Annotated in this window: 15 protein-coding genes; 5 read left to right on the top strand and 10 right to left on the bottom strand. The window is 53.8% G+C overall.

From position 1 onward, the window contains the following. The first annotated feature begins 73 nt into the window (after positions 1-73). Genes KHA84_RS13580 through KHA84_RS13570 form a run of 3 tightly spaced genes read left to right on the top strand, consistent with a single transcriptional unit; the run spans position 74 to position 1,779 of the window. Positions 74-385 carry a nucleotide pyrophosphohydrolase gene (locus tag KHA84_RS13580; RefSeq protein ID WP_213424061.1) on the top strand — a complete coding sequence of 104 codons (312 nt, stop codon included), beginning with the start codon at positions 74-76 and terminating at the stop codon, positions 383-385. Next, positions 382-1,173: an SGNH/GDSL hydrolase family protein gene (locus KHA84_RS13575; protein WP_213424060.1), complete on the top strand. Its 792-nt coding sequence runs from the start codon at positions 382-384 to the stop codon at positions 1,171-1,173. Before KHA84_RS13580 ends, KHA84_RS13575 begins: the two co-directional genes overlap by 4 nt. Before the next feature lie 36 nt (positions 1,174-1,209). Further along, positions 1,210-1,779 carry a DUF7010 family protein gene (locus KHA84_RS13570; RefSeq protein ID WP_213424059.1) on the top strand — a complete coding sequence of 190 codons (570 nt, stop codon included), beginning with the start codon at positions 1,210-1,212 and terminating at the stop codon, positions 1,777-1,779. Positions 1,780-1,979: 200 nt separating this feature from the next. On the opposite strand, the gene KHA84_RS13565 is transcribed toward KHA84_RS13570, so the two are convergent. From KHA84_RS13565 to KHA84_RS13520, 10 genes are all read right to left on the bottom strand, one after another. After that, positions 1,980-3,203 (bottom strand): MFS transporter, encoded by a 1,224-nt coding sequence (locus KHA84_RS13565; protein WP_213424058.1) that lies wholly within the window; start codon positions 3,201-3,203, stop codon positions 1,980-1,982. Positions 3,204-3,284: 81 nt separating this feature from the next. Next, positions 3,285-4,094: a zinc transporter ZupT gene (zupT, locus tag KHA84_RS13560; RefSeq protein WP_213424057.1), complete on the bottom strand. Its 810-nt coding sequence runs from the start codon at positions 4,092-4,094 to the stop codon at positions 3,285-3,287. A 222-nt stretch (positions 4,095-4,316) separates the two neighbouring features. Next, positions 4,317-6,011 (bottom strand): putative bifunctional diguanylate cyclase/phosphodiesterase, encoded by a 1,695-nt coding sequence (locus tag KHA84_RS13555; protein ID WP_213424056.1) that lies wholly within the window; start codon positions 6,009-6,011, stop codon positions 4,317-4,319. A 34-nt stretch (positions 6,012-6,045) separates the two neighbouring features. After that, the gene (locus KHA84_RS13550; protein WP_213424055.1) at positions 6,046-6,699 is read right to left on the bottom strand and encodes a uracil-DNA glycosylase; all 654 of its coding nucleotides are present in this window, start codon (positions 6,697-6,699) and stop codon (positions 6,046-6,048) included. A 76-nt stretch (positions 6,700-6,775) separates the two neighbouring features. Continuing rightward, complete coding sequence (locus KHA84_RS13545) at positions 6,776-7,384, bottom strand: phosphatase PAP2 family protein (RefSeq protein WP_213424054.1); 609 nt, start codon at positions 7,382-7,384, stop codon at positions 6,776-6,778. A gap of 159 nt (positions 7,385-7,543) precedes the next feature. Further along, positions 7,544-8,518 carry a siderophore ABC transporter substrate-binding protein gene (locus KHA84_RS13540; protein WP_213424053.1) on the bottom strand — a complete coding sequence of 325 codons (975 nt, stop codon included), beginning with the start codon at positions 8,516-8,518 and terminating at the stop codon, positions 7,544-7,546. A gap of 37 nt (positions 8,519-8,555) precedes the next feature. Next, positions 8,556-9,317 (bottom strand): iron ABC transporter ATP-binding protein, encoded by a 762-nt coding sequence (locus KHA84_RS13535; protein WP_213424052.1) that lies wholly within the window; start codon positions 9,315-9,317, stop codon positions 8,556-8,558. Further along, positions 9,314-10,264 carry an iron chelate uptake ABC transporter family permease subunit gene (locus KHA84_RS13530; protein WP_213424051.1) on the bottom strand — a complete coding sequence of 317 codons (951 nt, stop codon included), beginning with the start codon at positions 10,262-10,264 and terminating at the stop codon, positions 9,314-9,316. Before KHA84_RS13530 ends, KHA84_RS13535 begins: the two co-directional genes overlap by 4 nt. Continuing rightward, complete coding sequence (locus KHA84_RS13525) at positions 10,257-11,207, bottom strand: ABC transporter permease (protein ID WP_213424050.1); 951 nt, start codon at positions 11,205-11,207, stop codon at positions 10,257-10,259. Before KHA84_RS13525 ends, KHA84_RS13530 begins: the two co-directional genes overlap by 8 nt. A 284-nt stretch (positions 11,208-11,491) precedes the next feature. After that, on the bottom strand, positions 11,492-12,361 hold the full coding sequence (locus KHA84_RS13520) for a DUF6612 family protein (protein WP_213424049.1): 870 nt from the start codon (positions 12,359-12,361) through the stop codon (positions 11,492-11,494). Between the two features lie 164 nt (positions 12,362-12,525). Here KHA84_RS13520 and KHA84_RS13515 point away from each other — a divergent pair, with 164 nt between their 5' ends. Beyond that, positions 12,526-14,244 carry an ABC transporter ATP-binding protein gene (locus tag KHA84_RS13515; protein ID WP_213424048.1) on the top strand — a complete coding sequence of 573 codons (1,719 nt, stop codon included), beginning with the start codon at positions 12,526-12,528 and terminating at the stop codon, positions 14,242-14,244. 100 nt (positions 14,245-14,344) lie between these two features. After that, positions 14,345-15,406: a permease gene (locus KHA84_RS13510; RefSeq protein ID WP_213424047.1), complete on the top strand. Its 1,062-nt coding sequence runs from the start codon at positions 14,345-14,347 to the stop codon at positions 15,404-15,406. The last annotated feature ends 212 nt before the right edge of the window (positions 15,407-15,618 follow it).

Raw genomic sequence — 15,618 nt, 5'->3', positions numbered from 1 at the left:
ATTCTTCCATTCATTGTCTACCCGATATCGGTTATACTCAAATCAAACAGATTTAACAGGGGGAAACACCACTATGAAAACTCTCACCGAGGAGATCCTCGCTTTCAATAAAGCCCGCGGTTGGACGGAAGGAAACCGGGATGCCCGGAACCTGGCCACATCCGTCTCAATCGAAGCCTCCGAACTTCTTGAACATTTCCAGTGGCTCTCTGGCGAGCAAGCTGTCGCCCAAAACCGGGAAGGCATCATGGAAGAAGCTGCGGATGTTTATATTTATCTTCTTCAGCTTGCTGAAGTGGCCGGTTTCGACCTGGACGAAGCGGCTCATGCCAAAATCCGAAAAAACGCCCTCAAGTATCCGGTCCCGGCAGGTGAGCACAAATGAAACAGATTAAGTTCCTTCTGCTCCTCGCCGCAGCCGGTGCACTCCTTCTGCTGTTCCGGCCTGAAGGCAGAGGCGGCAAGGCATCCGCCGACGTCGTAACCGTCGAATCGGTCGACCCTTTGAAAAATCCGGGCCAGCCTGTCGCGGACTACCTCGTCTACCGGGCGTTTACAACAGGCGAAGCGCGCATGGCCGTCACCGGCAGCAGCGTCACGAAAGGCTCCGGCGCGTCGAACCAATCAAAAACATGGCGTGCACTCACGCAGGCTCACCTGCGAACCGTCTACCCGTCGCTCAACACCCTGAAAATTGAAAACCACGGGCACTCCGGCTACACATCCGTCCGTCTGCTTGAAGACGAGGTGACCGGACCGGTCATCGCAGGACGCCCGGATGTCCTCATTATCGAAACGTCCGTAATCAATAATCATAATAAGAATGTCACACTTGAAGACACTTATGCATCACTGGAACAGCTGCACGCACTATACTCACAAACGCTGCCGGAAGCCCGGATCCTGTTCATCTCGCCGAACCCGACCACCGAGAACAAGTTCGGGCCGCCGGTGAATACTCTTGGACTGCGATTTACCGACTATGTGTACGGCACGCAGGCCTTTATCGAGGACAAAGGCTGGGCATACATCAACATCCACGACGACATGCTTGCGCTCATGGAACAGCGGGGCATCAAGCTGACGGAAACGCTCAAGGACGGCATTCATCCGAACGACCTCGGATACCGGATCTGGGCGGACGTCATCTGGCCGCATCTTTCGGCCAAGTAAAGGTTTACGGGGGAATTTAAACTGGGGGGATTCAAGATGGACCTGCATTCACTGAAGCAAGACCTCGCGCTGCGCAACAAAAACGGCCTGCCGTTTCTGCTTTCCGGAATGGTTGTCTGGACGCTGATCACCATCGCTTTTTTATTGCCGATCGAACTGCGGCTCCAGAACATCGCCCTGCTTGCACTGACCGGCCTGCTGTTCCCGGTGGCCGTCGGGCTCGCCGGCCTGCTGAAAGCTGACTGGAAGTCTGAGGATAATCCGCTCGGAAGCCTGGGCCTTGTGTGCAACCTTGCCCAGTTTGCCTATTTTCCGCTCGTCTTCTGGGCATTCGGAAGCCGGCCAGAGGCAATGGTGTTCATCTTTGCAGTGATCGCAGGGGCACACTTTCTCCCCTACGGCTGGCTGTACGATACGAAATCCTATTACCTTATGGCGCCCGTCATGGCCATCGTGTCCACTCTTGTCGGATGGGCGGCCGCTCCGGAAAACCTGTGGGCCGTCCCGCTAGCCTTCCTCATCCTTCTTGCTGTGCTTAACGGGTGGCTGTATGCAGATTACAAAAAGAAATCCGGCGTCGCCGGAATGAAGAAAAGAGCCGCCTGAATCGGCTCTTTTTGGACGGGGGAACAAGCGGATGGACATTCGACTGGAACCGCTCCGGCGTGAAGATGCCGGGCCGCATTGGCGATGCTCCTTGATCTAAGTCTGCTTCTGATGCCCTGAGTCTGATTTTCCGTCTTTTTGGATCCGGATTCCATAACTTGGAAAACCCCCTTTCCGACTTTTACGGAAAGGGGGTTTTTTCATTCAAGTTCGATCTGCTTCGTCTCCGTGCCGAGAATCAGCACGGCCGCGACTCCGATCAGCACGGCACCGGTGAAGATGGCGAAGATCAGGCCCAGTCCGACGCCGGCGCCTGCAAGCGATCCGACGAGCAGCGGGCCGAATATGCCGCCGATCCGTCCGACAGCGGCCGCAGTCCCTGTACCGGTTCCGCGGATGACGGTCGGGTACTGTTCAGGCGAGTAGGCGTATAGCGCGCCCCAGGCCCCAAGGTTGAAGAAGCTGAGGAAGGCACCGGCCGTGAGCAGCAGCCAGGTTGTCTCAGCGCCTCCAAATATAAGCGCGCTGACGGCCGTCCCGATCATGAAGACGCTCAGGACAAACTTGCGGCCGACCTTTTCAATCAGCCAGGCTGCGGTAAAGTAGCCCGGCAGCTGGGCGAGTGTCATGAGAAGCACATAACCGAAGCTATGGATCAGATCGAAGCCCTTCATGACCATGACGCTCGGCAGCCAGAGGAACATGCCGTAGTACGAGAAGACAACTGTAAACCAGACGATCCAGAGCATGACGGTCGCCCGGCGGTATTTTGCCGAGAACAGCGCCTTCATGTTTTCTGCGATCGTCCCCCGCTTTTCCTTCTTGGCCGTGAATTCCGGCGAGTCCGGAAGATGGATCCGGAGATAGATGGCGTAAAGCGCCGGCAATGCCGTAAGGATCAGAGCAATGCGCCAGCCGTATTCCGGAATGATAAAGTAGGAAATCAGGGCAGCGATCAGCCAGCCGCCCGCCCAGAAGCTTTCAAGAAGGACGACAACACGGCCCCGCTCCTTCGCCCCGACACTTTCGGCAACCAGCGTGGAGGCGACGGGGAGTTCTCCGCCGAGTCCCGCCCCGACAATAAAGCGCAAAACAAGGAAGGCAGCGAGGCCCGTCGTTGCTGCAGACAACCCGCTTGCAAGCGAAAACAGCACAAGCGTCAGGATAAAGACCTTCTTCCGGCCGATTCGGTCAGCCAGAATGCCGAATGCGAATGCGCCGACCGCCATGCCGATCGAGTTGACGCTCCCGATCCAACCCATTTCTCCAGGCGTTAGCGCCCAGTCGGCCGCCAGCGCTGCGATGACGAATGACAGGATGCCGACATCCATCGCATCAAACATCCAGGCAAGGCCGGCAGTGCCGAGCAATCTGTTTCTTGAAATGGCAGGCTTTTTCGCCTGCCGGTCAGTATAGGTAGCCATTTATCTTCACCTGTCTTTACATCTGTATAGTTTTGATGACTTCATAACTATACAATGTGCAAGACAGTTTGACAATATCCATTAAGAAACAAGTACCAGGCTAATGGCCATCACCGCCATGCCGGCAATCATGCCGTAAATCGACAAATGCGCTTCGTCGAATTTCTGCGCCGCAGGAAGCAGTTCATCCACGGAGATGAATACCATGATTCCCGCCACCGCAGCGAAGATGACGCCAAACATGATGCCGTTCAGGAACGGCATGAGAATCAGGAAGGCGATCACCGCTCCCGCAGGTTCCGCCAGGCCGGACAAAAAGCTCAGCCTAAATGCCTGCTTCCGGTCTCCTGTTGCAAAATACATTGGCACGGATACCGCGATACCTTCCGGAATGTTGTGGATGGCAACTGCAATGGCAATGGCTACACCGAGTGTCGGGTCCTGGAGCGCTGACGTAAACGTCGCAATCCCCTCAGGGAAGTTGTGGATCGCGATGGCCAGCGCAGTGAATATCCCCATCTTTTTTAGCCTTGCATATTCATCATTCGTCGGGCCAGATCCGATATCCTCAACACTCTTCACTTCATGCGGGTTGCCCGTTGATGGGATAAAGTGGTCGATGAGCGCAATGACCAGCATCCCGCCGAAAAAACCGGCGAGCGTTGCCCAGTACCCAGGGGTATCCCCAAGCTCATAGGTCAGCTCGTCTTTCGCTTTGACGAAGATTTCGACAAGCGAAACGTAAATCATGACGCCTGCCGAGAAACCGAGTGAGGCTGACAGGAATTTTGTATTCGTCCGGGAAGTAAAGAACGCAAGCAGGCTCCCGATCCCCGTCGCCAATCCCGCAAACAGGGTCAGGCCGAACGCGAGCCATATATTTCCTTCCATTCAACCATCCACTTTCTGCTCTAAGATGATGCTATTATATGCTAAAAAGTTTCCCTTGTGCAACTTATTCGAAGGGAAGTTTTCAAAATTTCTACTCAAATGTGCCGAACCCGTTTTGCTATCCCGACTGTCTGCGGGGACGATTCCAAAGTTTCGCAGAGCGAGTACTCCCTTCATTCAGTCTGCATACAAAAAACCGCGCAAATGCGCGGATCCAAAAGGTCAGTCTGACTGCCATGCAGACAAATACTTTTCTTCAAATCTCCACGGCGGCAGCGGTGCATCATAATAATAACCTTGCATGCCGCAGCACCCTATATCCAAAAGAAACTGGCGCTGCGCCTCGGTCTCGACACCTTCAGCGATCAGTTCACAATCGAGGCCTTCCGCAAGCGACACGATCGACTTCAGGATCGCTTCCGATTTACTGACCATGCCGATGCCGGATACGAAAAACCGGTCGATCTTGATTTTGTCGACCGGAAAATTGGTCAGATAGGACAGACCTGAAAATCCGGTGCCGAAGTCGTCAATCGCGACAGATATTCCTTTGCTTCGGCACTTTCTCAGATTAGAGAGGACCAGATCTGAGCAGAGGATTTCTTTCCATTCAGTAATTTCGATTTCAAACCGGTCCGGAGGAAGATCCCACTTTCTGAGCATTCTCATGATGGTCCCGAAGAATCGCTTGTCATCCAATAGGTGTGATGTTACGTTCACGGCAATCCTCGGGACACTGCCGTAAGCCTCGGCCCAATGTTTCCCTTCCCCCAAAACGAGATTGAGCAGGTGAATCGTCAGTTCCCTGATCTTCCCGCTTTCTTCCGCAATCGGAATGAACTCGCTTGGGGGAAGGGGACCGAGCTCCGGATGGTTCCACCTCGACAGTGTTTCGATTCCGAGCAGCTGTCCGCTTTTTCCGTCCAGCTGGGGCTGGACAACACAGGTGAACCCTTTTTCCTTGAAGTTCCCTGAGAACAGGTCATCCTCAATCACCCGTCTGCGCTCGAGTCTTTTCTTCATTTCATCATGGAACATCTGGAAGCAATTGCCCCTCTTAGTCTTCGATTCATGCATAGCATGATCCGCTCTGCTGAGAAGCTCGGCTGTCGTCGTCCCGTCTTCCGGATAGCGGCTGATCCCCACACTTGCAGAAGCGGAAAAGCTTACATGGTCGTTCAGTCTCACGGAAGTTGCAGTTTGCCTGAACATTTCCCGGATCCATTGCTTTAAGTCTTCCGGATCCGTCCGGTGGGTGTGAAAGATGAACTCGTCCGCGCCAATCCTTGTGACGACCTCACCGTCTTCCAGAAGGCTCTTAAGCCGCTCCGCAATTTCCAGGATATAACGGTCTCCCGCTTGATGTCCGTGAAGGTCGTTGAGCTGGCGGAAACTGTCGATGTCAAAGAGGACGATGGAAAACGGCTTCCTCTCACCGATGCTTTTTTTAATCAGCTCAATCGCAGAACTGCGATTCGGGAGTCCGGTCAGATTGTCCCTGTAAGCGAGCATTTCCAGCCTTGTTTCCGCTTGCTTATAGCGGCTGATGTCATGGAACAAGACCGCAATCCGGCCGTCACCGATTTCCTGGGCGTCCACTTGCAGCCAGAGGCCCGCGGGCCGGTAATAGATTTCTTTCGTTTCAGCGACACCCGTTTCACGGATCCGGTCGTACATCTCTTTCAGGCCGGCAGGCACCGCATAAGGGAACTCTGCCCAGGCATTTCTTCCGGCCAAGTCTTTCCCTTCACGGCCCAGCAGGCGTGCTGCCTTTTCGTTCATATAAATAAAGTCCGAATTCCTATCCAAGACATAGAAGGCACTGGCCAATCCGCTCATGATGCGGATAGCGTCCTGCTCGCTCAGAGGACCGCCGGGCGCATGCATTTCGCTTCTGCTGTTCCCCCGTCTCGACATCTGCTTCCACCTCCTTTACAGGATGCGTTCAAGTTTAATGGCCAGAGTGCCTCTGAAGTGCCCTACCGATCGCCTGCCAGTCTTCCTCCACCTTTTCTCGCAGCGATGGGTTATAAAACACGGAGGCCGGATGGAATGTCGGAACAATTGTCCTGACGTCCTCAGTCAGGCTGTATGTCCGATCCTCCGGGTTCGCCAAATACTGGACAGGGGCCTCGATCAGCTGTCCGTGCACGTCCGAGACTTTGTAGCTTTTGCCGAGCAGCCGCTGCAGGCCGATGTTGCCGAGCGTGACGACGAGCTTCGGCCGTACGTCCCGCATTTCCGCATCCAGGAGCGGTGCGTGGGCGAGGATCTCCTTTGCCGTGGGCGCCCGGTTATACTTTCGCTCAGTGAGCGTGCCGTCTCGCTCCTTTTTCGTACCCCAGCGATACGGGCGGCTGCGCACGGCACTCGTGATATAAACATCTTCGCGCCGCAACCCGATTGAAGCGAGGGACTTCATGAGCTCCTTGCCTGCCCGGCCGATAAATGGAATACCGTCCACCAGCTCAAATTCCCCCGGCGCCTCCCCGACGAGCATCAGTTCCGGTTCTTCGGGACCCTGTCCATAGACAAAGCCTTCCACCGGTGCTTCGCCCATTCGCCGGCGTCCGAGTTCTGCAAGCTCTTCGCTGATTCTGTACATCATCCATCACTTCTTTCCTGCTGTTCCTTATCTATACCACATGAAAGGCGTCCCTAACAATCGGGGATTGCGCCAGTCAAGCTTGGAGGCGATCCCTATTCCAGAATGTAAATAGGATCACCAGCAGGAGCAGGTAGGCTGTGCCGGCTGCCCATCCCGCCAGCACGTCCGTTGCAAAATGCCGCCCGAGCGCAATGCGGGATACGCCCATGCCGGCTATCAGAACACCGGCAGTGACCGGAATCACTCTGCGCAAAAAGCCGGATCGGAGCCGCCGCATCACAACCATTCCAATTGAGCTCACATAGAGGAATCCCATCTGCGCATGGCCTGAAGGAAAACTGTAGCTTTCCAATTGTCCGGGCATATCCGGACGGGGTCTTGCAAACCACTCCTTCAGCCCCTCATTCACCGCGTACCCCACGCCCACGGCTAAAACGATAAACAGCGCATCGCGTGGCGAACGGTTGAGCAGAAGCAGGAAGACGGCAACCAGGGATACAACGGCGATGGTAGAAGGATTGCCTAAAAAACTGAATCCCTTCAAGAATGCAGCGCCTCCCAGTCCATTGGATAAGGACCTATCCAATGCCTGCATCGGCGCAGAATCATAAAACAAGGCCAGCAGGATAAACAGAACCGCGGCACCAAGTGCGGCTCCGGCTTTTATTTTGTTGCTTTTCATCTCAACGCCTCCAGCGTGTACAAACTCTTTTCTCATTTTATCACTGAAGGCCACGTACATACCCGAAGGAACAAAAGATACAGCCGGGAGACGGACCTGCACAGATTAATCGGCAAACAAAAACACCCTGCGCTTGGCAGGGTGTTTGGGAGGAACCGATCAGAAGCTGGCTTCGATTTCGGAGATCATCTCTTTCATCGATTGAAGGCCGCCCCCGGAGAGGTACCAGTATTCACCGTTCAGGTAATGGATGTTGTCATTTTTGTAAGCATTCGTCTTCTTGACAAGATCATTCTCGAACGATTCTTTAACGCTTGAATCCTCGCCGATTGCAGCGTCACGGTCGATGACGTAGAGGATGTCAGGGTTTGTGTCGAGGATATATTCGAATGTGATGTTCTGGCCGTGCGTCGAAGCTTCGATTCCTTCATCAGCCGGTTCCACACCGAAGACATCATGGATCAGGCCGAAGCGGGATGCCGGGCCGTATGCACTAACCTTGCTTTGTGTACCGAGAACGATCAGAGCTTTTTCTTCAGATGCAGCAGTCTTTTCCTGAATGGCAGCTATACGGCTGTCGATGTCTTCAAGTTCCGTGTTCATCTCATCTTCTTTGCCGAAGATCTCAGCGACGGTGTTCATGTTTTCCTTGAAGGATTCCACGTAGTCTGTTGTATCAATCGGGATATAGACAGTTGGTGCAATTTCCTCAAACTGGTCATACAGCTGCGCCTGACGGCCGGAGATAAAGATGACATCCGGCTGAAGCTCATGGATGGCTTCGAAATCCGGTTCTTTCAGGCTGCCCACGTTCGTGTACTCATCCGATTCGTACTGCTCCAGGTAACCCGGTACATTTGCCTGCGGGAGACCTGTGACTTCTACGCCGAGTTCATCAAGCGTATCAAGGATACCGAAGTCAAAGACGACGACTTTCTCAGGCGTGCCTTCGATCGTTGCTTGGCCGAGCTCGTGCTCGATTGTCACGGACTTGCTGTCTTCGGTTGTTTCTTCAGTGGCTTCACCGGATGTGCTGCCTTTGCTTTCTTCGGTTTCTTTGGCAGTGTCGCTGCCGCAGGCACCCAAGAACAGGATAAATGCCATCAGCATTGCGATAAACGTGAACTTTTTCATATAGGATCCCTCGTCTTTCCTATTCGATTATGTGTGGTCAGGAATTAAAGTATACGCAGATCCGGCAGTTGCTCATCTGCTTGATCGGAATGTCCATGTCATAGATTTCTTTCAGCGACTCGGAATTGATGATGTCCTCGGTCGGGCCGTCTTTGATGACTCGCCCGTCCTTCAGCGCCACGATCCGGTCGGAGTAGACCGATGCGAAGTTGATGTCATGAAGGACGATGACGACAGTCTTGCCGAGCTCATCCACGAGGCGGCGGAGAATCTTCATGATCTGGACAGAATGCTTCATGTCGAGGTTGTTGAGTGGTTCATCGAGAAGGACGTATTCGGTATCCTGGGCGATGACCATCGAGATGAACGCCCGCTGGCGCTGGCCTCCGGACAGCTCATCCAGATAATTGTCCTCCAAATCCCCGAGCTCCATGTACTCGATCGCCTGATCGATCACACGGATGTCTTCCTCATTCAGCCGCCCCCGTGAATGCGGGAATCGTCCGAATGAGACGAGTTCGCGGACCGTGAGACGGACATTCATGTAATTGGATTGTTTCAGGATCGAAACACGCTTGGCGAAGTCGTTCGACTTCATCTTGCGCACGTCATCCTTGTCGACCAGCACTTCTCCGGTGTCTGCATCCAGCAGGCGGCTTACCATGGAGAGCAGGGTGGACTTGCCCGCCCCGTTCGGCCCGATGAACGAAGTGATCTGGCCGCGCTGAATGTTGACCGAAACCTTTTCGACGACGGCTTTTTTCCCATAAAACTTGGACAGCTCACGGACTTGGATCATGCGGATCGACTCTCCTTAAGTAGTAGATAGATAAAGTACACGCCGCCGGCGAACTCGATGACGACACTCAGAGTGGTCGAGAAGGTGAAGACACGCTCGACGACCCACTGTCCCCCGATGAGGAGGATCAGGCTCAGGCCGGCTGCAGCCGTAATCGTGATGGAATGCTTATAAGACTTGATGAATTGGTAGCTCAGATTGGCGACGATCAGACCGAAGAAAGTGATCGGACCGACCAATGCCGTAGACACGGCGATCAGCACTGCGGATAGGATCAGGGTGCTGCGCACCATTCTGTCATACGGTACGCCCAGGTTCATGGAGATATCCCGGCCAAGCGAGATTACATCCATGATCCTGAGCTGGCGCCAACCGATGGTGATGCAAGCGGCGACAACCGCGATCGAGAGCCAGACCAAGTCTGAATTGACGTTGTTGAAGCTGGCGAACATCGCATCCTGGACAGTCAGGAACTCATTCGGATCGATCAGCACCTGGAGGAATGTCGAGATGCTGCTGAAAAATGTCCCGACGATAATTCCAACCAGAAGGAGGAAGTAAACCGGCCGGTTCCCCTTTTTAAAGAGGAGCTGGTAGAGCAGCAAAGCGAAAATGATCATCGCTATGACCGACAGCAGGAAATTCACCTGCTTGTTGACGACCGTGATATGGGTCGAGCCCAGGAAAAAGATGATGAGTGTCTGGATCAGCATATAGAGCGAGTCCAGCCCCATGATGCTCGGTGTCAAAATCCGGTTCTGGGTGATCGTCTGGAAGACGACCGTTGCGTAGGCGATCGCGATGCCGGTCACGGCCATCGCCGCAACCTTCACGCCCCTTCTCGGGAGGGCGTAGTCGTAACTGCCATTCAAGTCATGGAACAGATACAGACCGACAAAAAGCGCCGCCAGCGCGTACAGGATGATGAGTTTAATGGAATCACGCATAGGCTTTCCTCCTGAACAGCAGGTAAAGGAAGATGCCGCTGCCGATGACCCCGACCATCAGACTGATGGAAATTTCATATGGATAGATCAGCACACGTCCGAGAATGTCACAGACAAGCAGGAATATCGAGCCCATGAGCGCCGTGTGCGGCAAAGTCTTCTCTAGGTTGTCTCCTTTCATGATGGAGACGATGTTGGGGATAATGAGTCCGAGAAACGGAATCATGCCGACCGTGAGGACAACCGTTACAGTAATCAATGCAACCAGGATCAGACCGAAGTTCACAACAAATCTGTAGTTGAGGCCAAGGTTCCTGGAGAAATCCTCCCCCATCCCGGCAACGGTAAACCGGTTGGCATACAGGTAGGCCAGGACCAGGATCGGAACGCTGATGTACAAAAGCTCATAGCGTCCCGACATGATCATGGAGAAATCACCCTGCAGCCAGGAGGAGATGTTCTGGATCACATTCGACCGATAGGCGAAGAATGTCGTCAGGGACGACAAGATGTTCCCGAACATCAGCCCCACCAGCGGGATGAAGATCGCATCTTTAAACTTGATGCGCTCCAGGATCTGCATGAACAAGAGTGTCCCGGCAAGGGCGAATGCAAACGAAATGGCCATTTGCTCGAGCATCGTCGCATTCGTGAACAGGAGCATGGATACAAGGATCCCAAGACGGGTCGCATCCAGTGTCCCTGCCGTTGTCGGTGAAACAAACTTGTTTCGGCTCAACTGCTGCATGATCATGCCGGCGACACTCATGCCCGCCCCTGCAAGCAGGATGGCGACAAGCCGCGGCACACGGCTGATCAAAAATATTTGGGTTTCTTCGGAACTCCAATCCAAGAGGTCCATTGGTGTGATGCTGCTCGCCCCGACGAACAAAGATAAGAACGACAGGATGACGAGCCCCGCAATCAAATAACGTGTCTTCATGGCTATCCCCGATGCACTGCGATTTGAAAGGCTATTGAGAATGTTCTGTTGAAAATCATTCTCAGCACCCTTGCAATTGCTATTATAGCATGGGTTATCATGAAGTCAAAGAGTAAATGAAAATGATTATCATTTAGTTTAGAATGATTATCGTCTAGAATCTGCACTTCCGGTTTGCGGCTTTTTCAGACCACCTTTTCCACCTCCATGGATCGCTTTTCTTCATCTTCCATGACAAACTAAAAAACCGCAGCCGTGCTGAAGGCTGCGGTTTTACTGTTCGATTATTGTTGCGGAAGTTCCACTGCGGAGTCGATGACTTCCTGGGGAATTTCGATTTTCTCGATTCCATTGATGTTCGAGTAAGCGGTTTTCGTATCGATGTCGATATTGACCGTCTCACCCTGGTCTTCCATTGACATCGACATGATCATGTTCATCGCTGTCATATTGAAGGTTTCCTTATCCACGAACATCTCGTACTGCATTTCGTTGATGTTCATGTTTTCGAGTGCCTTCTGTTCTTCTTCGCCCATCTGTTCAAGTGCTTCGGGCGGAAGCTGTTCCTGGAGCGTCTGCTTAATCAGCTCATTGAATTTTTCTCCGTCGGCCGTCAGCTTCAGGATATACTCGCTCTCGTTTTGCTCGAACTTCATATCTTCTGCATATTCCTGGAGCTGCTCAAGCTGCTCGGAAGGATCCGGCTGCTGCTGGGTCAGCTGGTCAAGCCCCGGGACGGCTCCAGTCATCTTGATCCACTGTTCTCCCTGGGGATCGCGCATGTACATCGTCCCGTCCTCGGTCATGTAGACATCGATTTCCATTGACATCTCTTCCCCACCCGCGGCACTCATGGTCATTGTCCCCTTCTGATGCATTGCAAGTGGGTCCAAAGTCATTTCCATCTCCATGTTGGTGTTTGTGTTCATCTCCACTTCTTGGGAGGGAACCGTGATTTTCTGGTCCATCTTCACAGTGGCTTCCGAGCTTTTCATTTCCTGTGAAGCTTTTAGCGCGTTTTCATAGACTTCCTCTGCCGTCAGGTCGCTCTGCTTTTCTTCCGGTGTGCCTTCCGTTGGCTTGGCCGTCTCATTGCATGCCGCCAGGCCAAGTGTCAGAGTTCCGGCCGCCATGGCCATCAAGAGTTTCTTCATATAAAATTACCGCCTCTCTGGATTTGGGTACAGTCCGTAATACGGCAAACTTCGTGGAATAGTTCCGTTTTCTTGCAGAAACCCGACGAAAGACCCAATCCTCTTCCGGATTCTACTTGGTTCGGCTATAATGGCGGAAGTCAAATCACCCATTGGAGGATTTTATGCTCAAGCAATTCTTTTCCTATTATAAACCGCATAAGCGGCTGTTCGTCATTGACTTCTCAAGCGCCGTGTTCGTGGCATTGCTCGAGCTTGCATTTCCAGTTGCCGTACAGTGGTTCATTGACGAACTGCTTCCGACCGGGGACTGGGGCCGGATCGTCTGGGTCAGCCTCCTGCTGCTCGGCATCTACCTTCTCAGCACGTTCCTGCAGTTTATCGTCTCCTACCTCGGCCATAAGCTAGGGGTGAACATCGAGACCGATATGCGGCAGCAGCTTTTCGACCATGTGCAACGGCAGTCGTTCCGCTTTTTCGATAACACGAAGACCGGCCATATCATGAGCCGGATCACCAATGACCTGTTCGACATCGGAGAGCTTGCCCACCACGGGCCGGAGGATATTTTCATCGCCATCATGACGATTGTCGGTGCGTTCTCGATCATGTATACGATCAATCCGGAGCTGGCGCTGATCACCATCATCATGATCCCGTTCCTTGTCGCGGTCATCACATTCTGCAATACGAAGATGAACAAGGCTTGGCAAAACATGTACAGCCGGATAGCCGACGTAAATGCCCGTGTCGAAGACAGCGTGTCGGGGGTTCGAGTCGTGCAGTCGTTCACGAACGAGGCGTTCGAGATGAAGCGGTTCAGGAAAGACAACGGAAGTTTCAGGCACGCCAAGATCGCAGCCTATAAAGTCATGGCCTGGACCCATTCCAGCATGTATATGCTGACGCGCCTTGTCACGCTGCTCGTCCTCGTCGTCGGCGCCTGGTTTTCCTTTAACGACCGGCTCTCCTACGGTGAACTCGTGAGTTTCGTGCTGTTCGTCAACGTTTTGATTAAACCGGTTGATAAAATAGCCGCGCTTCTCGAGATGTACCCGAAGGGAATGGCCGGATTCCGGCGGTTCCAGGAGCTGCTGGATGAAGAGCCGGAAGTGCTCGACCATCCGGATGCCGTAGAGGTCTCCCATCTGAACGGCAATATCCGCTTTGACCGGGTGTCGTTCCGCTATGACGGATCCAAGCCGGTGCTGAATGACATCAGTTTGTCGATCCGCTCCGGGCAGACGGTCGCCTTTGTCGGTCCGTCCGGCGCAGGCAAGACGACCATCTGCTCGTTGATTCCGCGATTCTATGATGTCAACGGCGGCTCGATTTCCATCGACGGCATTGATGTGCGGGATATGACGATGAAGTCGCTGCGCTCCCAAATCGGTATCGTTCAGCAAGATGTGTTTCTCTTCACCGGGACCATTTTCGAGAACATCGCCTACGGCAAGCTCGACGCGACTGAAGAAGAAGTTTACGAGGCTGCCCGTAAGGCCCATCTCGAGGAGTTCATTTCGGATCTTCCTGACGGATACGAAACGCAGATCGGCGAGCGCGGCCTCAAGCTTTCCGGCGGCCAGAAACAACGGCTTGCCATCGCCCGCATGTTCCTGAAGAACCCGCCGATCCTCATCCTGGATGAGGCCACTTCCGCACTCGACACCGAGACCGAGCGTATCATCCAGCAGTCCCTCGAGGAACTGTCCGAAAACCGGACGACCCTCGTCATCGCCCACCGTCTTGCCACCATCCGAAACGCAGACCGTGTCGTTGTCGTGACAAAGGACGGCATTGCGGAAGACGGAAGCTATGAGGAACTTGTAAGGAACGGCGGCATCTTCGCGAACCTGCACAATATTCAGTTCCAGGAAGCCTGATTCAATCCCCTGCCCGTTGTGGCAGGGGATTTTTCTAATAGAATTATTCTAATTCGGGTGGTATACTATTCCGGTTATCAGTTTACAGGAGGTCCTGAACGTGAACACCACCCGCACGTCCGACAGAAAACGGACGATTTTATATGTAACCATCTTCCTTCTCGTCGCGGTTATCGGGCTTGCGTATGTGAAATGGATTCCATATGTCGATAAAAGCATGACCGCCATCACGACACAGTCAATCGGCGATTCGATCCTCGGGGACCCGGCTGATGCCGGAACATTCTCCTGGGAAAGCACCTGGTCATACACGGTCACATACTTTCTTGCCGTCTGGAAAGCGGCTGTACTCGGAATCGTGCTCGGCTCGCTCGTCCAAGTGCTCATCCCTGCCGACTGGCTGATGCGCACACTCGGCAAGACTTCCTTCGGCAGCACGGCCATCGGCGGACTGACGAGCCTTCCGGGGATGATGTGCACGTGCTGCGCGGCACCTGTCGCAGCAGGACTGAGGAAAAAGAATGTCTCAATCGGAGCGGCCCTCGCTTTCTGGCTCGGCAACCCTGTGCTGAATCCGGCGGTACTCGTCTTCATGACGTTCGTCCTTTCCTGGGAATTCACGCTGCTCCGGGCCATCTTTGGCATCGCGCTCGTCTTCGGCATCAGCTACCTGGCGAACCGGTTTGCCCCGCAGCCGGCTCCTGAGGAACTCGCCCGCAAGGTGGAAAAAGTGGAAACGGTGATTTCTCCGGAAGAAGGCAGCTTCCTTTCCCGCTGGCTCAAGAGCATGGGCCGGATGGCACTTTTCATCATCCCGGCTTACTTTATCTCGGTCCTGCTTATTGCGGCTGTGCGCCCGTGGCTCTTCCCGCTGCTTGACGGCGCATCCGGCAATACACTGCTCATGATCCTGCTTTTCGCAATCGGCGGAATGCTGTTCGTCATCCCGACCGCCGCGGAAATCCCGATCATCCAAGCCTTCATGTCCGCCGGGCTTGGTACCGGACCTGCCGCCGCCCTGCTCATCACCCTGCCGGCCATCAGCCTGCCATCGCTGATCCTCGTCGCAGGCGCGTTCCCGAGGAAAGTCCTCTGGTTCGTCTCCGGAGCCGTCATCCTTCTCGGTGTCCTCTGCGGCCTGGTCGGCATGTGGGTCCTGTGATCATGTTTGTGAACCCCCTCTCCGGTGACGGAGAGGGGGTTTTTGATTGGCGGATCATATTGCTGTAAGCCCGATTCGTATGCTGTAAGTACAATACTCATGCTGTAAGTGCGATTCACTTGTTTCAACTCCGCGCCCCTTGTTGCAACTCCACACTCCTTGTTGCAACTCCGCGCCCCTTGTTGCAACTCCTCACCCCTTGTTGCAACTCC

This window comes from Bhargavaea massiliensis (genome assembly GCF_018390575.1).
GTDB classification, from domain to species: Bacteria; Bacillota; Bacilli; order Bacillales_A; family Planococcaceae; genus Bhargavaea; species Bhargavaea massiliensis.
This window is presented reverse-complemented; position numbering and strand designations above follow the sequence as displayed.